Source organism: Actinacidiphila oryziradicis, from assembly GCF_005047355.1.
In the GTDB taxonomy this organism is placed as follows: domain Bacteria; phylum Actinomycetota; class Actinomycetes; order Streptomycetales; family Streptomycetaceae; genus Actinacidiphila; species Actinacidiphila oryziradicis.
The window spans coordinates 252438-273503 of record NZ_SUMC01000001.1 but is presented as its reverse complement, the minus strand read 5'-3'; the positions used below and the strand labels follow the sequence as shown (position 1 = coordinate 273503).

The window sequence follows — 21066 nt, the reverse complement described above, 5'->3', positions numbered from 1 at the left end:
CGGAGCAGCTCGGTAGCGCGCGGCGTATTCAACGGGGCTTCCCTTCTGACTCGCCGCAGGAGCGGCGTACGACTAGACGGGCGGAGACGGTCACGGACGGCGCGGGCCGGCCCTCGACGCGGTCGATCAGCGCGCGGACCGCGGCCCGCCCGAGTTCTCCGGTGGGCTGCGCGATGGCGGTGATCGGCGGGTCGGTGTGGACGAACCAGGGAATGTCGTCGAACGCGGCCAGCGCGATGTCGTCGGGCACCTTCAGGCCGCGGGCCCGGATCTCGTCCATCGCACCGAGCGCCATCAGGTTGTCGGCGGCGAAGATCGAGTCCGGGCGGTCCCGCGGATCCGGCATGTCGAGGAAGTGGGCGGTGGCGCGGCGTCCGCTGTCCGCCTGGAAGTCGCCCTGGCCGATGTGCTCCGGGGGGAGGGTGAGGCCGTGTTCCCGGATGGCGTCGCGGAAGGCCTCCACGCGTTCGCTTCCGGTGGTGGTGGCGGCCGGGCCGGTGATGATGGCCAGCCGGCGGTGGCCGAGCCGGTAGAGGTGGGCGACCAGATCTCGGACCGCCTCGCGGCCGTCGGTGCGGACCACGGGGACGTCGACACCCTGGATCCACCGGTCGACGAAGACCATGGGGACACCGGCCTGGGCCGCCTCCAGCATCAGCGGGGAGCCGCCACCGGCCGGGCTGACCAGCAGGCCGTCTATGCGGCGGTCCAGGAGGGTCCGTACGTGGTGGTCCTGCAGATCGGGCTGCTCGTCGGCGTTTCCGATGATGACGCTGTAGCCGAGGGCACGGGCCTCGTCCTCGACGGAGCGGGCCAGTTCGGTGAAGAACGGGTTGAGGACGTCGCTGATGACGAGCCCGAGCGTTCTGGTCTGGTCGGTGCGCAGCGACCGGGCAAGGGCGTTGGGCCGGTAGCCGAGTTCGGCTACGGCGGCCAGCACGCGGTCGCGAGTGTCCTGGCGGACCGACGGGTGGTCGTTCAGCACACGGGAGACCGTAGCGACGGACACTCCGGCCCTGGACGCCACGTCCTTGATGCTCGTCATCGCCCACCTCCTCGTGGAATCGATTACAAGGACGATTGGAAACGATTACAGGCCAGGCTGCAAGAGCCCGCAATCCGATCGTTATATTCGGGTGGGGTTGGCGGGTTATCCACAGGCTCAAAGGCCCCGGCTCCCGCTGTCGGCGGCACGCGGTACCTTCGGATCACTTGGTCGCGACGCGGAGGGAGGCCTGGCCATGGGGGCTCGGGGGTCCGGGGAGAGTCTCCCGGGAGGAGGCGCCGCGCTGGCCGTGGTCGAGGGTGTCCTGGAGCGGATCACCTATGCCAACGAGGACAACGGCTACACGGTCGGGCGGGTCGACACCGGCCGGGGCGCCGGCGATCTGCTGACGGTCGTCGGGTCGCTGCTCGGCGCCCAGCCGGGCGAATCCCTGCGGATGGAGGGCCGCTGGGGATCCCACTCGCAGTACGGCAAGCAGTTCACCGTCGAGAACTACACCACCGTGTTGCCCGCCACGATCCAGGGGATCCGGCGGTATCTCGGATCCGGGCTGATCAAGGGGATCGGGCCGAGGATCGCCGACCGGATCGTGGAGCACTTCGGCACCGACACCCTGGATGTGATCGAGCAGGAGCCGAAGCGGCTGGTCGAAGTGCCGGGCCTCGGTCCGAAGCGGACGAAGCTGATCGGCGCCGCCTGGGAGGAACAGAAGGCCATCAAGGAGGTGATGGTCTTCCTGCAGGGTGTGGGGGTATCCACCTCCATCGCGGTGCGGATCTACAAGAAGTACGGGGACTCCTCGATCTCCGTGGTGAAGAACCAGCCCTACCGGCTGGCCGCCGATGTGTGGGGCATCGGCTTCCTCACCGCCGACCGGATCGCCCAGGCCGTCGGCATACCGCATGACAGTCCCGAACGGGCCAAGGCCGGCCTGCAGTACGCGCTGTCCCAGGCCACGGACAACGGGAACTGCTTCCTGCCGGAGGAGCGCCTGCTCTCGGACGCGGTGAAGCTCCTGCAGGTCGACGCCGGGCTGGTGATCGACTGCCTGGGGGAGCTGGTCGAGGAGGAGGGCGTGGTCCGCGAGGCCGTGCCCGACCCGGAGGGTGGTGAGCCGATCCGGGCCGTCTATCTGGTGCCCTTCCACCGGGCGGAGGTCTCCCTCTCCGGTTCTCTGCTGAGGCTGTTGCGCGGCCCTGAGGACCGTATGGCCGCCTTTCAGGACGTGGAGTGGCCCACGGCCCTGTCCTGGCTGGCGGGGCGTACGGGGGCCGATCTGGCGCCCGAGCAGCAGCAGGCGGTCCGGCTCGCGTTGACGGAGAAGGTGGCGGTGCTGACCGGCGGCCCGGGGTGCGGTAAATCGTTCACCGTACGGTCGGTGGTAGCGCTTGCTCAGGCGAAAAAGGCGAAGGTGGTGCTGGCCGCACCCACCGGGCGGGCGGCGAAACGGCTGGCGGAGCTGACCGGAGCCGAGGCGTCCACCGTGCACCGGCTGCTGGAGCTGAAGCCGGGCGGGGACGCGGCGTACGACCGGGACCGGCCGCTGGACGCCGATCTCGTCGTGGTGGACGAGGCGTCGATGCTGGATTTGCTGCTGGCGAACAAGCTGGTGAAGGCGGTGCCGCCCGGCGCGCACCTGCTGTTCGTCGGGGATGTGGACCAGCTGCCGAGCGTGGGAGCGGGGGAGGTGCTGCGGGACCTGCTGGCCGAGGGCAGTCCGGTGCCGGCGGTGCGGCTGACGCGGATCTTCCGGCAGGCCCAGCAGTCCGGCGTGGTCACCAACGCGCACCGGATCAATACCGGACTCGCCCCGATCACCCAGGGCCTCCCCGACTTCTTCCTCTTCGCCGAGGAGGACACCGAAGAGGCCGGGCGGCTCACCGTCGATGTGGTCGCCCGCCGCATCCCGCAGAAGTTCGGCCTGGACCCCCGCCGGGACATCCAGGTCCTCGCGCCCATGCACCGCGGCCCGGCCGGGGCCGGCGTGCTGAACGGGCTGCTCCAACAGGCCGTCACCCCTGCCCGCCCGGACCTCCCCGAGCGGCGCTTCGGGGGCCGCACCTTCCGAGTCGGTGACAAAGTGACGCAGATACGCAACAACTACGAAAAGGGTGCGAACGGCGTCTTCAACGGGACGGTCGGCGTCGTCACCTCGCTCGACACCGTGGAGCAGCGGCTCACCGTGCTGACCGACGAGGACGAGGAGATTCCGTATGACTTCGATGAACTCGACGAGCTGGCCCACGCCTATGCGGTGACGATCCACCGCTCCCAGGGCAGCGAGTACCCGGCCGTGGTGATCCCGGTCACTACCGGGGCCTGGATGATGTTGCAGCGAAATCTGCTCTACACCGCTGTGACCAGGGCGAAGAAGCTCGTTGTACTGGTCGGCTCGCGTCGTGCGCTGGGCCAGGCGGTCCGTACGGTTTCAGCGGGACGCCGCTTCACGGCCCTCGACCACCGGTTGTCCGGACATGCAAGATAGGCACTGGGTGCCAGCTTTCGGCTCCATGGCCGACCCCGAGTGCACCCGGCAACGCCAAATGGGGGACAGTAGACGTATGTCAGGGCACCTCGAAGAAGAGGCACGACGTCGGTGAGGGAATGACGTGAGCGACAACTCTGTAGTACTGCGGTACGGGGACAACGAGCACCGCTACCCGGTGATCGAGGGAACCGTCGGCGACAACGGCTTCGACATCGGCAAGCTGCGTGCGGACACCGGTCTGGTAACCCTGGACAGCGGCTACGGCAACACCGCGGCCTATAAGTCCGCGATCACCTACCTCGACGGCGAGCAGGGCATCCTGCGCTACCGGGGCTACCCGATCGAGCAGATCGCGGAGCGCGGCAGCTTCCTCGAGACCGCCTATTTGTTGATCAACGGCGAGCTTCCGACCGTCGACGAGCTTTCGGCGTTCCGTGGCGAGATCACCCAGCACACGCTGCTGCATGAGGACGTCAAACGGTTCTTCCAGGGCTTCCCGCGCGACGCCCACCCGATGGCGATGCTGTCGTCCGTGGTCAGCGCGCTGTCGACGTTCTACCAGGACAGCCACAACCCGTTCGACGAGAAGCAGCGCAACCTCTCTACGATCCGGCTGCTCGCCAAGCTTCCGACGATCGCCGCGTATGCGTACAAGAAATCGATCGGTCACCCGATCGTCTACCCGCGCAATGACCTCGGCTATGTCGAGAACTTCCTGCGCATGACCTTCGCCGTGCCCGCCGAGGAGTACGAGCTCAACCCGGTCGTCGTCGACGCCCTGGACAAGCTGTTCATCCTGCACGCGGACCACGAGCAGAACTGTTCCACCTCCACCGTGCGCCTGGTGGGATCCTCGCAGGCGAACCTGTTCGCCTCCATTTCGGCGGGTATCAACGCCCTGTGGGGTCCGCTGCACGGCGGCGCCAACCAGAGCGTGCTGGAGATGCTGGAGATCATCCAGGCCGACGGCGGCGATGTGGACGCCTTCATCCGCAAGGTGAAGAACAAGGAGGACGGCGTCCGGCTGATGGGCTTCGGGCACCGGGTCTACAAGAGCTTCGACCCCCGGGCGAAGATCATCAAGTCCGCGGCCCACGATGTGCTCTCCGCGCTCGGCAAGTCCGACGAGCTGCTGGACATCGCCCTCAAGCTGGAGGAGCACGCGCTCAGCGACGACTATTTCGTCTCGCGCAACCTCTACCCCAACGTGGACTTCTACACCGGCCTGATCTACCGGGCCATGGGCTTCCCGACCACGATGTTCACGGTGCTCTTCGCGCTCGGCCGGCTCCCCGGCTGGATCGCCCAGTGGCACGAGATGATCAAGGAGCCGGGCTCCCGCATCGGCCGTCCGCGGCAGATCTACACGGGAGTCGAGATCCGCGACTACCTGCCGGTGGAAGGCCGCTGACACTCTCGACCGTCGCTGCCCCGACGGCTTCCGGCGTCCTGGGATACATCCTTCCGGGCCGGCGAGTGAGCCGAAGGGGAGCGGCCGCTGTCGAAAGGGGGAGCGCGCGGAGATCGTGAGGAACGAACGATCGAGCACGGTCGACCGTCGACAGTGGCTGAGCGCACCGGAGGCGAACTCGCCTCAAAAAATACTGAGAAGCGCCCCGCGCCGAATCCCCCCACGGGTCCGACACGGGGCGCTCTCGTTCCCCGGTGCGAATCCCCCCACGGGTCCGTACCGGGCGTTCTTTGGGTCGCGATGGGCTGCTACGCCGGGACGACGCTGGTCCGGGAGGGCCGCTCAAGCTCTCCGGGCCTTCGTCCCGCCGCTGAGACCGGTCCGTCCCCCAAAGACAACTCGCACATCATCCCACCGAGTCCGCCAGGAGCCCGATGTTCGAGTGGTTAGACCTGGAACTGAGCCAAAAAGTTACGTTCCAGCCAGTGTGATCTACGTCTCTTTTGGCTGTTAGCCACCCCCCTGTGACTGGTTGCGACCCTGTCCCGTAGCGTGCTGTCCCTCCTCGAGGGGCGGAGCGTCATGTCGGAGAACGCGAGTGTGGGCCGGAACGTCGTTGTCACCGGTGGCGGCACGGGTATCGGCCGGGCCGTGGCAACCAGGTTCGCAGAGTCGGGCGACTGTGTCACCATTGTCGGCCGACGCCGTGAGGTATTGCGCACCACAGCCGAGGAATTGCGCTCCGAGCGCGGTCTTGACGTCACCCCGGTTGTCTGTGATCTCGCCGACCCCGATGACGTCGAAGCGGCGCTCGCCCGGCTTCCGTCCCGGATCGATGTCCTGGTGAACAACGCCGGAAGCCGCGAGCTCGCTGTCGGGGCGGGTCCGCACGGCGTGCTCGCCCGCTGGCGCGGCGATTTCGAGCGCAATGTGCTCACCGCGGTCCTGGTCACCGAATCCGTCCGTGACCGGTTTCCCGAAGGCGGCCGGGTGATCACCGTGACCTCGCTGGCCGCCCTGCGCGGCGGCGGCTCGTACGGGGCCTCCAAGGCGGCCCTGCACGCCTGGAACCACTCCCTGGCAGCCCAGCTGGGGCCGCTCGGCGTGACCTGCAATGTGGTCGCCCCGGGCACGGTGGCCGGAACCGAGTTCTTCGGCGTCCGGCTCAATGACGCGGAGCTCACCCGGCGGGCGGGCCGTACCCTCATCGGCCGGGTCGGCCGCCCCGCCGATGTCGCGGCGTCGGTGGTCTTCCTGGCCTCGGCCGAGGCGGGGTTCATCACCGGCGAGATCCTGCAGTGCAACGGCGGCGAGCTGCTCGGCCGGTAACCCCGGCCGGACGGGTTCCCGGACAGGGTTGACGCTGTTCTACTCCTCCCGGATGACCTGCGGGCCGGGCCTGCGCCCTGGGGATGACGGTTCTTTGCGAATTCCCTGGGAAAGCCCTGATCCACCGTAAAACGCGTTGCCGCGCCCGACGCGTCCCTGCCAGTTTTGGCGCAAGGGGACATCCGGATGTGTTCCGGGAAGAGGGTCAGCGGCGTGGAGGTTTCAAGGATTGTGTCGTCACTGGACTTCACCGCCGGCCTTGAGGCCTACCTCCGGGGCGGCCACGTGATCTGGGCGTACGCGGTGCTCGCGGCGACCACCGCGCCGCCTCTGGTGCCCAATGCCGCGCTCCTGGTAGCCGGCGGTGTGCTGGCTGCCCAGGGGAGGCTGAGCGTAGCTCTGGTGCTGCTGGTCGTCGCCGGCAGCGCCCTCGCCGGTGACCTGCTGATCCACCGCTCCGGCCGGGCCGTCAGCGGCCGCGTCCTGGCCCGCCTCTACCGGCGCCCCAAGCGCCGGGCACTGCTGGAATGGGCCGCCCTGCGCATCCAGCGGTACGGCGTGCCCTTTGTGATCGGCGTCCGCTTCCTGCCCAGCGGCCGGCTTGTCGGCGGAATCGCGGCAGGGATCGTACGGTATCCGGCGCGCCGCTATATGGCCGGAGCCGGAATCGCCGAGGCCGTCTGGGCCACCTATTCGGTGGGGCTGGGCTACTTCGGCGGTCGCGCCACCTCCAATTCGGTGTACGCGGTCGGTATCGGGCTCGGCGTGTCGCTGCTGGTGGCGGCAGTGGGCGGCGGTATCCAGCTGATCGCCGGCCGTCGTGCCCGGCAGCACGGCCAGGTCGCCCGGTCCCCTGAGCTCGTGGTCGCCGCGGGCGGCGGGGCGACAGCCACGGTTCCGCCCTCGGAAGGCGCGAAGGCGGGGCGTGCGGACCGGGCGGCGCCCGAGCCGAGATGCGGGGCGAGATAGCCGTCCGTAGCGCCTTCAGCCCGGCCGTGCGCGCGGCCTGTAAGCCTGGGCGGTCAGGGGCGGCTGCGGTTCCCGGGCCGCCGGGAGTGCCAGGTCCGGATGGTGTCGGCGTACCAGAAAGGCTTGCCTCCCTCGACGATATCGGGATGGGGCAGGTGTCCGTGCTTGCGGTACGACCGCACGGTGTCGACCTGCACCCGGATGTGCGCGGCGATCTCCGCATATGACCATAGCGTCCGATCAGTCAATTTACGTACCTCCTCCGGGTGAGCCGTTGGACGGCCAGCCTCACCCGGTGAACGACACGCATTGGTGGCCGAAAGGGTCTGTTGGTCACCTGTTACGTGAAGTCTGCATAATAGTGACAAATGTTGCAGAAGAGTGAGCCCGGGACCCGGGGTCCAGCCCGGCGTAGGGTCGCCACTGTGACCACGAAGCCGACGAACCCCTTCTTCAGGCCGTCCACGCTGCCGTACGAGCTACCGCCCTTCGCGGACATACGCGAGGAGCACTATCTCCCCGCGTTCGAGCGGGGAATGGCCGAGCAGCTCGCCGAAGCGGAGGCGATCGCACAGAGCGCCGAGCCGCCGACGTACCGGAACACCATCGTGGCCCTGGAACGGTCCGGGGCGCTCTTGCGGCGAGTAGCGAATGTCTTCTTCAACCAGGCGTCCTCGGACACCAATGAGGCCGTCCAGGCCGTCGAGGCGGAGATCAGCCCCCGGCTCGCCGCGCACGAGGACGCGATCCATCTCAACGCCGCGCTGTACGGCCGGGTCAGTGCGCTGTACGAAAGCCGGGAAGGGCTCGGCCTGGACGCCGAGTCGTTGCGGCTCCTGGAGCGCTACCACACCCGGTTCGAGCGGGCCGGCGCCCGGCTCCCGATCGAGGGCCAGCGGCGGCTGCGCGAGCTGAACGCGGAGATCGCCACCGCGTCAACCGCTTTCGAGCAGAACCTCTTCGCCGACACCAACGCGGCCGCTCTGGTCCTCGACAGCGCGGACGAACTGGCCGGGCTCTCCGCCGACGCGATCGCGGCGGCGGCCGAGAACGGCCGGGTGCTCGGCCACGACGGCAAATACGTTCTCAGCCTGAACAACTTCTCCAACCAGTTCGAACTCGGCTCGCTCGACAACCGGGAGGTACGAAAGCGGCTCCTCGACGCCTCCCTCGGCCGGGGCCTGGCCGGCAACGGCGAGCTCGCCGGCCGACTCGCCCGGCTGCGTGCCGAACGCGCCGCCTTGCTCGGCTACGACAGCCACGCCGCGTACGTCGTCGCCGACCAGACGGCGAAGACCACCGAAGCCGTGACCGCCATGCTCAGCCGCCTGGTCCCGCCGGCCGTCGCCAACGCCGAGCGCGAGGCCGCCGCGCTGAAAGCCGTCAGCGGCACCGGGGAGATCGCCGCGCACGACTGGGCGTACTACTCCGAAAAGGTCCGCAAGGCCGAGTACGACATCGACGCCGCCGTCATGCGCCCCTACTTCGAGCTGGACCGGGTGCTGAAGGACGGCGTCTTCTTCGCGGCCGGGCAGGTGTACGGCCTGAGCTTCACCGAGCGCCCCGACCTGACGGCGTATCACCCCGACGTCAGGGTCTTCGAGGTCGGCAACGCCGACGGCTCGCCGCTCGGCCTCTTCCTCGGCGACTTCTACGCCCGCGCGTCCAAGCGCCGCGGCGCCTGGATGGACTCCCTGGTCGACCAGTCCGCGCTGCTCGGCCAGCGCCCGGTCGTCGTCAACAATCTCAACATCGCCAAGCCGGCTTCCGGAGAGCCGACGTTGCTGACCTTCACCGAGGTCAACACCCTCTTCCACGAGTTCGGCCACGCGTTGCACGGCCTCTTCTCCGAGGTGACCCACCCCTTCTTCTCGGGCACGAAAGTGCCGCGCGACTTCGTCGAATATCCCTCCCAGGTCAATGAGATGTGGGCGGTCTGGCCGGACGTCCTCGCCAATTACGCGAAGCACCACGAGACCGGCGAGCCGATGCCCGCCGATCTTGTCGCGCGGATGGAGGCGGCCGACCGCTTCGGCCAGGGCTTCCGTACGGTGGAGTACCTCGCCGCCGCCCTGCTCGACTGGGCCTGGCACACCATCCCGGCCGGCACCGACCCCGGCGACGCGGAGGCGTTCGAGGCCGCGGCCCTCAAGAGGGCGGGGCTGGCGGTGCCCGCGATTCCGCCGCGCTACCGCAGCACGTATTTCGCGCATGTCTTCGCCCATGGCTACAGCGCGGGCTACTACTCCTACATCTGGAGCGAGGTGCTGGACGCCGACACGGTGGAGTGGTTCAAGGAGCGTGGCGGTATGCGCCGGGAGAACGGCGACGTCTTCCGCCGTGAGCTGCTTTCCAAGGGCGGCAGTACGGACTCGCTGGCGGCGTTCGCGGCTTTCCGCGGGCGGGCGCCGGAGATTGGGCCGCTGCTGGCGCGGCGCGGCCTCGGCTGAGCCCGGTGGGGTTTCCCTGACCCTCCCCCAGCTACCTCCCCCAGCCTTCGGCCGGGAGGGGCCCCAGGAGGTGCCCCCACCTTCCCGGAACCGGGGGCCTACGTCCTCAAGCCCCGACTGGGTCTGTCGCTGGGGCCGCCGCCCGCGGGGCCGTGAGTCGTCGAGGTGGCCGGCGAGCAGCGCTTCGGAGGCGACGGTCCCGCCGGCCAGCAGGCAGGACCAGGGCTCGTGGAGGCCGTGCGGATTGTCGATCGCGTGGAAGGCCGGCCGCAGTTCGGCCAGGACGCTGCGCATCAGCTCGTCGGTGCGGGGGCTCCCGGTGGCCGCCGGTGCCGCCGGCCTGGAGACCACCGTGAACGGCTGCGCCGTCCGCCCGCGTTGCCCGGTCACGGTCGCCGTCACCGGCGCGCCCTGCCGTGTCACCCTCGACGGGCGGCCCGCAGCCTGGGGCGCCGCTGTCCGGGTGCCGGCGGGTTCGGTCCTGGAGCTGGGTCCGGCCGTCCGGGGGGTGCGCAGTTACCTTGCCGTCGGCGGTGGCGTCGCGGCCGCGCCGGTGCTGGGCAGCCGCTCCACCGACCTGCTCTCCGGCCTCGGCCCCGCCCCGCTCACCGACGGCGCCGTCCTCCCGCTGGGCACCCCCGGGAGCACCGCTGCCCCGGCCCACCCCGACGTCGTCCCGTGCCGGAGCCCCCCGGCCGAGCTGGTGCTCCCCGTGCTCCTGGGCCCCCGGGACGACTGGTTCACCCCCGCGTCCCTGCGCACCCTCGCCACCGGCCACTACCGCGTCGCCTCCGCCGGCAACCGCATCGGCCTGCGCACCGAAGGCCCGCCTCTCCAGCGCTCCCGTCCCGGCGAGCTCCCCAGCGAGGGCATGCCGCTCGGCGCTGTACAGGTCCCGCCCGACGGCCGCCCGGTCGTCTTCCTCGCCGATCACCCCACCACCGGCGGCTACCCGGTTGTGGGCGTCGTCCCCGAGGTGCACCTCCCGGCCGCCGCCCAGGCTGTCCCCGGGGCACCGCTGCGCTTCGCGCCGGTGTGCCGGGGGAGTGGTCGGGGCGGCGGGGGCCGTGGGGGCGGTCGGGACGATCCAGGCCGTCCGGAGCGCCCGTAGCGGCTCACCCTCCAGGGGTGGGCCGCCGTTTCGGCAGGGGGCGTCCGCTGTCAGCCGCCCTTGACCTGGATGTGCCGGGTCTGGGGGCCCCCGGTCTTGGTGAGGCGCAGTGTCAGTACGCCGTCGGAGAGAGTCGCCTCGACCTTGTCGGGGTCCACCTCGCCGGGCAGCGCGATGAGGTGTTCGAACCGGCCGACCGGGCGGGTCTGGCGGCGCAGCACGCCGGTGCGTTCCTTTTCCTTGATCTCGCCGGTGATGCGCACCTGATTCTCGCGGAGTTCGACGTCGATGTCCTCGGGCTTCACCCCGGGCACGTCGAGCTGGACGATGAAGGCGTCATCGGTTTCCTCGATGTCCGCCGGTGCGGCCCACCGGGTGCCGGCCAGGCTCTCGGGTACCTGCTGGCCGAAGAAGCCCTGCAGCAGCTGGTCCATCTGGCTGTAGACGTTCTCGATCTGCTGTACGGGGTCGCTTCGGCGTGCCATCCCCGACGGCTGCCGCGGACGACTGGCGGGAAGAGTCATGAGGCTTCAGTCCCTTCTCTGAACGGAGGAACGCAGGGCCGCCCGGCCGGGTTCGGCCCGGGACGTCCCGTGGGTGCCCCTCCAACTGTCTGCCTTGGGAGCGGGCCGGGATCTGCGCCCGGCCTGGATCTACCAGTGCGCTCCCGGGCCAGCATGCCCACCCCGGGCGCGCCGGGGGACCACCCGGAAGGGGTGAAGCCGCACCGGCTCTTCCCGGCCGCCGCCGGACCGGGGGCGATCCGGTCCGTACGCCCTCCGGCGCCTGCCGCGGGCTCTCCGTCGCACTTCTGGAGGTCCTGGGCCTTGTCCGGTCGATCTCCGCGGCGTCGCGTGCCCTGGTGCTGGGGGCACCTCCCGGCCGAAGGCTGGGGGAGGTAGCTGGGGGAGGCGGATCGGCTGCCGCGACCGGACAGGCCCTAGCCGATATCGCCCGATTCGGGGGATCCGCCCGGCCCCGCGCCCGGGGAGGGTGGACCGTACGACGGGTGACGAGCCCTGCGGCGACGTGAGGAGTCCATGATGGCGAAGGCTGTGGGCATCGACCTCGGCACCACCAACTCGGTGATCGCGGCGGTCGAGGACGGTGAACCGAAGGTCATCCCCAACGCGGAGGGGGCGCGGACCACTCCCTCGGTGGTGGCGTTCACGGAGCAGGGCGAGCGTTTGGTGGGCCAGCTGGCTCGCCGCCAGGCGATCCTCAACCCCAAGGGCACGATCTACTCGGCCAAGCGGTTCATAGGCCGTAAGTACGACGAGGTCGAGAGCGAGCTGCACGCGGTGTCGTACGACGTCGTGGCCGGTCCCGACGGCGCTGCCCGGTTCCTGATCCACGGCAAGCAGTACGCGCCGGAGGAGATCTCCGCGCTCATCCTGCGCAAGCTCGCCGAGGACGCCGGGAAGTTCCTCGGCGAGCGGGTCACGGAGGCGGTCATCACCGTTCCGGCGTACTTCAACGACGCCCAGCGCCAGGCGACAAAGGACGCCGGGCGGATCGCCGGTCTCGAAGTGCTGCGGATCATCAACGAGCCGACGGCGGCGGCCCTCGCCTACGGCATGGACAAGCTGGAGAACGAGACGGTGCTCGTCTTCGACCTCGGCGGCGGGACCTTCGACGTCAGCATCCTCGACGTCGGCGAGGGCGTGGTGGAGGTCCGCTCGACCTCGGGCGACACCCACCTGGGCGGCGACGACTTCGACCGGCGCCTGGTGGACCACCTGGCCGACGAGTTCCAGCGGGAGCAGGGGATCGACCTGCGCCAGGACCCCCAGGCGCTCCAGCGGCTGTTCGAGGCCGCGGAGAAGGCCAAGGTGGAGCTGTCCTCGGTCACCCGGACGACGGTCAGCCTGCCGTTCATCACGGCGGACGCCTCCGGCCCCAAGCACCTGAACACCACGATCATGCGCTCCACGTTCGAGGAGCTCACCGCCGACCTCATCGATCGGTGCAACGGCCCGATCCGCCAGGCGATGGCCGACGCCAAGCTCACCAAGGACGACATCGACGAGGTCATCCTCGTCGGGGGTTCCACCCGACTGCCCGCCGTACAGGAGCTCGTGCGCCGGATGACCGGTAAGGATCCGAACATGACGGTGAACCCGGACGAGGTGGTCGCCGTCGGTGCCGCGGTCCAGGCCGCGATCATCAAGGGCGAGGTGAAGGACGTCCTGCTGCTGGATGTCACACCGCTGTCTCTGGGCCTTGAGACCCAGGGCGGGGTGATGACCAAGGTCATCGAGCGCAATACGACGATCCCGGCCCGCCGCACCGAGGTCTTCACCACCGCGGAGGACAACCAGTCCGCCGTCGATGTGGTGGTGCTCCAGGGCGAGCGCGAGCGGGCGGCCGACAACCGGGTGCTGGGCAGGTTCCGGCTGGAGAACATCCGCCCCGCGCCGCGCGGCGTCCCGCAGGTCGAGGTCACCTTCGACGAAGACGCCAACGGGATCCTCAATGTCTCGGCCAAGGACAAGGACACCGGCGCCGAGCAGCGCATCACCATCAGCGAGACCTCCAACCTCGACAAGTCGGAGATCGAGCGCATGGTGAAGGACGCCGAGGCGCACCGCAGTGAGGACGCCAAGCTGCGCGAGGTGATCGACGCCCGGAATGCCCTGGATTCGGCCGCCTACCAGGTGGAACGCCGGCTGGCGGAGCTGGGGGAGGCCGTTCCCGTGCACGAGAAGGCGCGGGCCGACATGCTCGTGGCGGACGCCCGCCAGGCGGTCAAGGAAGAAGCTCCGCTGGACCGGGTGCGGTCCCTGACCGGCGAGCTCCAGCAGGTGTACCAGAGCCTGAGCACCTCCTCGGCGGGCGGCGGAGGCGGGCAGGACGATGCCGGTGGAGCCGGCGCGGCCCAGGGCGCCCCGGGCGGTCCGGCTCCGGGCCAGGCCTCCGGCCAGGGCTCCGACGAGGACGTCATCGACGCCGAGTTCACGACCCCCGACAGCAATGAGTGACGAGCGACTCCCCGGCCAGGACGCCACCGCCGGCACCCCGCCCCCGCCGGCTCCCGCGGCGCAGCCGGACCGGACCCAGGAGCCAGGGGAGACAGGGGAGACAGGGGAGGCCGGGGAGCCCGAGGCCCAGGTGACTGAGGAGCTGCGGGCCAGGGTCGATGAGCTGGAGGACCTGTGGCGCCGGGCGCTGGCCGACCTCGACAACCTCCGCAAGCGGACCGCCAGGGACATCGCGCGGCAGCAGGCAGAGGAGCGAGCCAGGGTCGCGGCCGAGTGGCTGCCCGTCGTGGACAACCTCGACCTCGCCCTGGAGCACTCGACGGCGGACGCCGGAGCCATCGTCGAGGGCGTACGGGCAGTGCGCGACCAGGCCGTCGCCCTGCTCGCCCGGCTCGGCTTCCCCCGGCAGGAGGATGTGGGCGCCCCCTTCGATCCCACCCGCCACGAGGCGGTCGGAGTGGTCCCGGCCCCGGAGGTGCCGGAGTCGACGGTTGTCCGCGTGGTGCGGCCCGGCTACGGCGACGACGAACGCCAACTGCGCCCCGCTGCCGTCCTGGTGGCTTCGAAGGGGGCATGATCCGATGGCGAAGCGGGACTTCTACGAGATCCTCGGGGTCCCAAGGACCGCCGACCAGCAGGAGATCCAGCGGGCCTACCGCAAGCTGGCCCGCACCCTGCACCCCGATGTGAACAAGGCCCCGGAGGCCGAGGAGCGGTTCAAGGACGTCGCCGAGGCGTACGACGTCCTGTCCGACCCCGAAATGCGGCGGCGCTACGACGCGTTCGGCCCCGATTTCCGCCAGGTCCCGGAGGACGTGGACCCGGAGACCTGGGCCCGCGCACGGGCCGGCCGGGCCCGGGCAGGCGCCGGAGCGAGGGCGGGAGCCGGTGCCGGTGCCGGCCCCGGCGGAGACTTCGGCGACGGCTTCCGGTTCACCTCCGGCTTCGGCGAAGACGTCGACATCGAGGACCTTCTCGGCGGGATCTTCGGCGGACGGGCCGGACGGGCCGGACGGGCCGGCCGCGGCCGGGGCCCGATCCCGGGCGCCGACCAGGAGGCCGAGCTGGAGCTCACCGTCGAGGAGGCCTACCGGGGCGGCAAACGCAAGATCACCCTCGCCGGGCCCGGCGGCCCGCGCAGCTTCGACGTCACCATCCCACCGGGGGTGACCGACGGCCGGCGGATCCGGCTGGCGGGCCAGGGCGGGCGCGGCAGCGACGGGGCGCGGGCCGGGGACCTCTACCTCGTCGTACGGATCGCGCCGCACCCGCGCTACCGGGTGGAGGGCCGTGACATCTACGCCGAGCTGCCGCTGGCCCCCTGGGAGGCGGCCCTGGGCGCGTCCGTCGCCATGGACACCCCGGGCGGCGAGGCGAAGGTGAAGGTCCCGCCCGGCACGTCGAGCGGGCGCCGGCTGCGGCTGCGCGGGCGCGGCATGCCCAATCCGCGCGGCACCCCCGGGGACTTCTACGCGGAAGTCCGGATCATGGTGCCGGAGTCCCTGACCCCGGAGGAGCGGCGGCTGTTCGAAGAACTCGCCGCGAAGTCCAGGTTCGACCCCAGGAGGCAGTGATGCCCCAGCAGGCGACGTCCCGGAAGACCGTGCGGCGCTACGCCCTCGTCCAGGGCCCGGTCCGGCTGGACCTCGGCTCCTTCGCGCGGGCCAGCGGGCTCCATCCCGATCTGGTGCGCCGCCTGGTGGCCCTCGGGCTGATCGAGGCCACCCGGGGCGCGGGCGGCGAACTGCGGTTCTCGCCCGACCAACTGGCCACGGTGGCCCGTATCCAGCGGCTGCGCGCCTCCTTCTCCCTCAACTACGCCGCCCTCGACCTCGTACTCGAACTGCTGGACCGAATCGACGCGCTGGAAGCGGCGTCGCGTACCCGTACTCGCCCGCGCCGCCCAGGAGGCTGACACAGTCATGGATCTGAACCGTCTGACGCAGAAGTCCCAGGAAGCACTGCACGACGCGCAGACCAAGGCACTGCGCTTTGGCCACACCGAGGTGGACGGGGAGCACCTCCTGCTGGCCCTGCTCGAACAGCCGGAGGGCCTCGCGCCGCGTCTGCTCGCCCAGGCGGGTGCCGATCCCGAGGCCCTGCGGGCCGACCTGGAGGTGGAACTCGGCCGCCGGCCGAGTGTCAGCGGTCCGGGGGCGGCGCCCGGCCAGGTGTTCGTCACCCAGCGCCTGTCCCGGCTGCTGGACGCGGCCGAGCAGGAGGCCAAGCGCCTCAAGGACGAGTATGTCTCCGTCGAGCACCTCCTGATCGCGCTTCTCGACGAGGGCCCCGGGACCGCCTCCGGCCGCCTGCTGCGCGAACACGGAGTGACCCGGGACGCATTCCTCCAGGCCCTCACCTCCATCCGGGGCAGCCAGCGCGTCACCTCCGCGATGCCCGAGGTCTCCTACGAGGCGCTGGAGAAGTACGGCCGGGACCTCGTCGCCGAGGCCCGGGCCGACAAGCTGGACCCGGTCATCGGCCGCGACAGCGAGATCCGCCGGGTCATCCAGATCCTCTCCCGCAAGACCAAGAACAACCCGGTGCTTGTCGGGGACCCCGGGGTCGGCAAGACCGCCGTGGTGGAAGGCCTGGCCCAGCGCATTATGCGCGGGGACGTCCCCGAAGGGCTGAAGGACAAGACTGTCTTCGCCCTGGACATGGGGTCGCTGGTGGCCGGCGCCAAGTACCGGGGTGAGTTCGAGGAGCGGTTCAAGGCGGTACTGAACGAGGTGAAGGCCGCCGAGGGCCGGATCTTGCTGTTCGTGGACGAGATGCACACGGTCGTCGGCGCGGGCGCCGCCGAGGGCTCGATGGACGCCGGCAACATGCTCAAGCCGATGCTGGCCCGTGGCGAACTGCACATGATCGGGGCGACGACCCTGGAGGAGTACCGCAAGCACGTCGAGAAGGACGCCGCTCTGGAGCGCCGGTTCCAGCCCGTGATGATCGAGGAGCCGTCCGTCGAGGACACCATCTCGATCCTGCGCGGCTTGCGGGAGCGCCTGGAGGTGTTCCACGGCGTACGGATCCAGGACAGCGCCCTGGTGGCCGCCGCGACCCTCAGCCACCGCTACATCTCCGACCGCTTCCTGCCGGACAAGGCGATCGACCTGGTCGACGAGGCCTGCGCGATGCTGCGCACCGAGATCGACTCGATGCCGGCCGAGCTGGACGAGCTCACCCGCCGGGTGACCCGCCTGGAGATCGAGGAGGCCGCGCTGGCGAAGGAGACCGACCCGACCAGCCGGGCGCGCCTGGACGAGCTGCGCAAGGAGCTGGTCGGCCTGCGGGCCGAGGCCGACGCGATGCGGGCCCAGTGGGAGGCCGAGCGCCAGGCGCTGCGCAAGGTGCAGTCGCTGCGCGGGGAACTGGAGCACATCCGCCACGAGGCCGAGCAGGCCGAGCGGGCCTACGACCTCAACCGGGCCGCCCAGCTGCGGCACGGGCAGCTGCCGGAGCTGGAGCGGCGGCTGCGCGCGGAGGAGGAGCTGCTCCAGTCCAAGCAGGGCGGTCACCGGCTGCTGCGGGAGACCGTCACGGAAGAGGAGATCGCCGCCATCGTCTCCCGGTGGACCGGCATCCCGGTCAGCCGTCTCAAGGAGGGCGAGCGGGAGAAGCTGCTGCGCCTGGAGGAGATCCTGCATGAGCGGGTCATCGGCCAGGACGAGGCGGTGCGGCTGGTCTCCGACGCCATCATCCGCGCCCGGTCCGGCATCAAGGACCCCCGCCGGCCGATCGGCTCGTTCATCTTCCTCGGGCCCACCGGAGTGGGAAAGACGGAGCTCGCCAAGACACTCGCCGAGGCACTGTTCGACACCGACGAGAACATGGTCCGCATCGACATGAGCGAGTACCAGGAACGCCACACCGTCAGCCGCCTGGTCGGCGCCCCTCCCGGCTACGTCGGCTACGAGGAGGGCGGCCAGCTGACCGAGGCCGTGCGGCGCAAGCCGTACTCGGTGGTGCTCTTCGACGAGATCGAGAAGGCGCACGCGGATGTCTTCAACACCTTGCTGCAGGTTCTCGACGACGGGCGGCTCACCGACGCGCAGGGCCGCACGGTCGACTTCCGCAACTGCGTGCTCATCATGACCTCGAACATCGGTTCGGACTATCTCCTGGAGGGGCTGACGCCCGACGGGGAGATCAAACCCGAGGCGACCGAAGCGGTCATGGGGGCGCTCCAGCGGCACTTCCGCCCCGAGTTCCTCAACCGCGTGGATGACATCGTGGTGTTCAAGCCGCTCACCCAGACCGAGATCGAACGCATCGTCGAGCTGATGTTCAACGATCTGCGAACCCGGCTCGCCGACCGGCGAATGACTCTCGAGGTCAGCGAGGACGCCCGCCGGTTCATCGCCCAGCAGGGCTTCGACCCCGTCTACGGCGCCCGGCCGCTGCGCCGGTTCATCGCCCGTGAGGTGGAGACCCGTATCGGGCGCGCCCTGCTCAGCGGTGACATACGGGACGGGGCGACGATCCACGTAGAGCTGTCGAACGGCGAACTCACGGTCCGGTACGAGAACACCGAGCCCGAGCCCGACCGCGCCGCCGCATGACCGCCGGGCCCCCCCACCTGTTCGCCCGGCTTCTAAATGTTGAGCGGCTCTCCCGGAGCCCGTAGCGTCGAGGTGTGACCCAAGCACACGCTCCGGGCGCCCGCGCGGTCGCGAAGTATCCGGTACCGGTGGTTCCGGCCGGGAAGATCGCGGTGCCCGAGCTGTCCGACTCCGCCATCGACCGCCCGCGGCTGCGGGCGGCCCTGGAAGTCGCGGCCGGCCGCCCGGTGACGGCCGTATGTGCGCCCGCCGGCTATGGCAAGACCTTCCTGCTCGCCACGTGGGCACAGTTCTCCACCCTGCCGGTCGCGTGGGTGAGCCTGGACCGCGACGACAATGACCCCAGCCGCTTGTGGTCCGCCCTGCTCGCTTCGCTGCGAGCGGCCGGGGCCGTACGACCGGGACAGCCGCTGTGGTCGCTGACCGCTCCACGCGCGATGGCGGTCGGCCCGGACTTCGTCACCGCTGTGATCAACGGACTGTCCGAGCCGGGTCCGCCCGTGCGGCTGGTGCTCGACAACGCCGACGAACCGGCCGACCCGGCGGCGCTGTGCGGCCTGGAGAGACTGCTGCGCAACCAGCCGCCCCGGCTCCGGCTCGTGCTCGCCTTTCGCCGGGAACCGCCGCTGTCCCTGTACCGGCTGCGGGTGGCCGGCCGGCTGAGTGAGTTGCGCACGGACGCGTTGCGGTTCACCACCGGCGAGGCGAGGGGGCTGCTGGCCCGGCACGCGACAACGCTGGGCGCGGACGAGCTGGCCCTGCTCATGGAGCGGACGGAGGGCTGGCCGGCCGGCCTGCGACTGGCCGCCATGGCGGTGCGGGGCGCACCGGACCCGGGGGCCGTGATCTCAGACTTCGGCGGAGACGACCGGGCGGTCGCCGACTACCTGGCCGGCGAAGTGCTGTCGCGGCAGACCTCCCAGTTGCGCGAATTCCTGGAGACGACCTCCGTGTGCGAGCTGCTGTGCGGTGACCTGGCCGCCGCGCTGAGCGGAAGGGACGACGCGGCCGTGATGCTCGACGGGCTGCACCGCGCCAACGCGCTCATCGACAGGCCGGCTCCGCACTCCCTCTGGTACCGCTGCCACGGGCTGCTGCGCGGACATCTGCGGGCCGAACTCGGCCGCCACCGTCCGGGCGCGGTCGCGCCGCTGCACCTGAGGGCCGCGCAGTGGTTCGCCGAACACAACCAGCCGCTGGAGGCGTTGGACCACGCGGTGGCGGCCAGGGACTTCTCCTGCGTGGCGGCCCTGCTGGAGCGGCACGCCGTGACACTCGTGGCGTCCGGCCAGGGGGCGGCCGTGCGCCGTGTCCTGGACGCCCTGCCCGCCACCGCCGCCCGCGTGGACCCGCGGCTCGCGCTGGTGTCCGCCTACGCCTCACTGGACGCGGGCGACGCCGAGACCTGCGATCACCACCTGACCCACTGCGCCGCCGCGCCGCTGGGCCCGGTACCCGGTGCCCGGTCCGGCCCGGACGGCCCGCCCCGCGCGCTGGGCCTCGCCGTACGGCTGGACAGGGCCAGGCTCAGGGGCGACCCGTCCGAGGCGCTGGCGGCGGCGGACGAGCTGTCCGATCCGGTCGGAGAACAGCCCGGCGCGACCGCGCTGATGCTGGCCAGCAGGGGCTCGGCGCGGCTGGAGGCCGGACGCCGCAAAGAGGGCGGAGCCGATCTGGAGAGCGCCCTGGCGATCGCCCGGCGGTACGGTCTGGACGGGCTCGTCCTGTCCTGCCTGAGCGGCCTGGCCACCGTCGCCACCGCCGAGTGCGACTTCACCCGCGCGCAGGACATCGGCCGGGGCGCGGTGGACTTCGCAGCCTCGCACGGCTGGGCCTCCACCTCCCGGTGCGCTCCCGCCTACACCGCCCAGGCCTGGGCCGCCTGCCAGGCGCTCGAGTGCGGGGCCGCCCGGCGGCTGTCCGAACTCGCCCTGAACACCGCGCCGCCGGGCGGCCCCGCCGATCTCTTCTGGGCCCGGACCGTGCACGCCGTCACCCTCTTCGACCGCGGTGAGCGCCGCGAGGGGCTCGACCTCGCGCTCCTTGCGAAGCGAAGCTGCGAGGCCTGCCCCGTCCCCCCCGAACTGCGGGCCCTGGCGGCGGGCGCCGAACTGGGACTCGCGCTGGCACTGGCCCAACACGCATGCGCCGCCGGGGCCCTGGAGGCGGTCCGCGTCCAGCTGGGCGACCTGGCCGAGGTGGCCCTCATGGAAGCCCGGCTGCTCGCCGCCCGCCATCGCGACGAGGCCGCCCTTCGCGCCCTGCGACCGGTCCTGGGCGGCACCGCCGCCGCCCTGCTGACCACGACACTGGTGGACGCCTGGTTGCTGGAAGCAGACCTCGCGGCCTCGCACGGCGAGGAACTCCGCGCCGAACAGGGGCTTCGCGAGGCCCTGGCCGCCGCCACGCCCTCCCGCGTCATCCGCCCGTTCCACACCGCCGGCCCACGCCTGCGGGCGCTCATGAACGTGGCGCTTCCCCGGCTCGGCAGCCAGGAGCCGTTCGCCCGCGAAGTGCTCCGCGCACTGGAACCCGTACGGCGGGCCGACTTGGCCGACCCCCTCACCCCCAGGGAAGCCGACCTGCTGCGCCTGCTGCCCAGCCTGCAGACACTTGATGAGATCGCGTCAGAGACGTTCATCTCGGTGAACACGGTCAAGACCCATCTGCGCAGCATCTACCGGAAGCTCGGCGTCTCACGCCGCAGGCAGGCCGTCGCGGCCGGCCGGGACCAGGGCCTGTTGTAGGCACGACGTCTC

At 70.8% G+C, this 21066-nt stretch carries 15 protein-coding genes; 12 read left to right on the top strand and 3 right to left on the bottom strand.

Annotated elements, in window-relative coordinates; genetic code table 11:
• Positions 1 to 28: 28 nt before the first annotated feature.
• Complete coding sequence (locus FCI23_RS01290; RefSeq protein ID WP_136721527.1) at positions 29 to 1045, bottom strand: LacI family DNA-binding transcriptional regulator; 1017 nt, start codon at positions 1043 to 1045, stop codon at positions 29 to 31.
• A gap of 196 nt (positions 1046 to 1241) precedes the next feature.
• Between FCI23_RS01290 and recD2 the strand changes: the two genes are divergently transcribed.
• From recD2 to FCI23_RS01270, 4 genes are all read left to right on the top strand, one after another.
• The gene (gene recD2, locus FCI23_RS01285) at positions 1242 to 3491 is read left to right on the top strand and encodes an SF1B family DNA helicase RecD2 (protein ID WP_136721526.1); all 2250 of its coding nucleotides are present in this window, start codon (positions 1242 to 1244) and stop codon (positions 3489 to 3491) included.
• Positions 3492 to 3615: 124 nt separating this feature from the next.
• Positions 3616 to 4905 carry a citrate synthase gene (locus tag FCI23_RS01280; protein ID WP_136721525.1) on the top strand — a complete coding sequence of 430 codons (1290 nt, stop codon included), beginning with the start codon at positions 3616 to 3618 and terminating at the stop codon, positions 4903 to 4905.
• Between the two features lie 582 nt (positions 4906 to 5487).
• On the top strand, positions 5488 to 6234 hold the full coding sequence (locus FCI23_RS01275) for an SDR family NAD(P)-dependent oxidoreductase (protein WP_136721524.1): 747 nt from the start codon (positions 5488 to 5490) through the stop codon (positions 6232 to 6234).
• A 213-nt stretch (positions 6235 to 6447) separates the two neighbouring features.
• The gene (locus FCI23_RS01270; protein ID WP_246143200.1) at positions 6448 to 7203 is read left to right on the top strand and encodes a DedA family protein; all 756 of its coding nucleotides are present in this window, start codon (positions 6448 to 6450) and stop codon (positions 7201 to 7203) included.
• Positions 7204 to 7256: 53 nt separating this feature from the next.
• Here FCI23_RS01270 and FCI23_RS01265 read toward each other — a convergent pair whose 3' ends face one another.
• A complete protein-coding gene (locus FCI23_RS01265; protein WP_136721523.1) occupies positions 7257 to 7451 on the bottom strand; it encodes a MarR family transcriptional regulator in 195 nt (64 codons plus the stop codon).
• A 177-nt stretch (positions 7452 to 7628) separates the two neighbouring features.
• On the opposite strand from FCI23_RS01265, the gene FCI23_RS01260 reads away from it, so the two are divergent.
• Positions 7629 to 9653, top strand: coding sequence for a M3 family metallopeptidase (locus FCI23_RS01260; protein ID WP_246143199.1), 2025 nt, complete (start codon positions 7629 to 7631; stop codon positions 9651 to 9653).
• A 286-nt stretch (positions 9654 to 9939) separates the two neighbouring features.
• A complete protein-coding gene (locus FCI23_RS01255) occupies positions 9940 to 10764 on the top strand; it encodes a 5-oxoprolinase subunit C family protein (RefSeq protein WP_246143216.1) in 825 nt (274 codons plus the stop codon).
• A 50-nt stretch (positions 10765 to 10814) separates the two neighbouring features.
• Here FCI23_RS01255 and FCI23_RS01250 read toward each other — a convergent pair whose 3' ends face one another.
• The gene (locus FCI23_RS01250; RefSeq protein ID WP_211265170.1) at positions 10815 to 11249 is read right to left on the bottom strand and encodes an Hsp20/alpha crystallin family protein; all 435 of its coding nucleotides are present in this window, start codon (positions 11247 to 11249) and stop codon (positions 10815 to 10817) included.
• A 558-nt stretch (positions 11250 to 11807) separates the two neighbouring features.
• Here FCI23_RS01250 and dnaK point away from each other — a divergent pair.
• From dnaK to FCI23_RS01220, 6 genes are all read left to right on the top strand, one after another.
• A complete protein-coding gene (dnaK, locus tag FCI23_RS01245) occupies positions 11808 to 13745 on the top strand; it encodes a molecular chaperone DnaK (protein ID WP_136721519.1) in 1938 nt (645 codons plus the stop codon).
• Positions 13738 to 14322: a nucleotide exchange factor GrpE gene (locus tag FCI23_RS01240; RefSeq protein WP_136721518.1), complete on the top strand. Its 585-nt coding sequence runs from the start codon at positions 13738 to 13740 to the stop codon at positions 14320 to 14322. Before dnaK ends, FCI23_RS01240 begins: the two co-directional genes overlap by 8 nt.
• Before the next feature lie 4 nt (positions 14323 to 14326).
• Positions 14327 to 15319 carry a DnaJ C-terminal domain-containing protein gene (locus FCI23_RS01235; RefSeq protein WP_136721517.1) on the top strand — a complete coding sequence of 331 codons (993 nt, stop codon included), beginning with the start codon at positions 14327 to 14329 and terminating at the stop codon, positions 15317 to 15319.
• Complete coding sequence (locus tag FCI23_RS01230) at positions 15319 to 15660, top strand: chaperone modulator CbpM (protein ID WP_136721516.1); 342 nt, start codon at positions 15319 to 15321, stop codon at positions 15658 to 15660. Before FCI23_RS01235 ends, FCI23_RS01230 begins: the two co-directional genes overlap by 1 nt.
• A 7-nt stretch (positions 15661 to 15667) precedes the next feature.
• Positions 15668 to 18307, top strand: coding sequence for an ATP-dependent chaperone ClpB (clpB, locus tag FCI23_RS01225; RefSeq protein ID WP_136721515.1), 2640 nt, complete (start codon positions 15668 to 15670; stop codon positions 18305 to 18307).
• A 74-nt stretch (positions 18308 to 18381) separates the two neighbouring features.
• A complete protein-coding gene (locus tag FCI23_RS01220) occupies positions 18382 to 21054 on the top strand; it encodes a LuxR C-terminal-related transcriptional regulator (protein ID WP_136721514.1) in 2673 nt (890 codons plus the stop codon).
• Positions 21055 to 21066 lie beyond the last annotated feature (12 nt).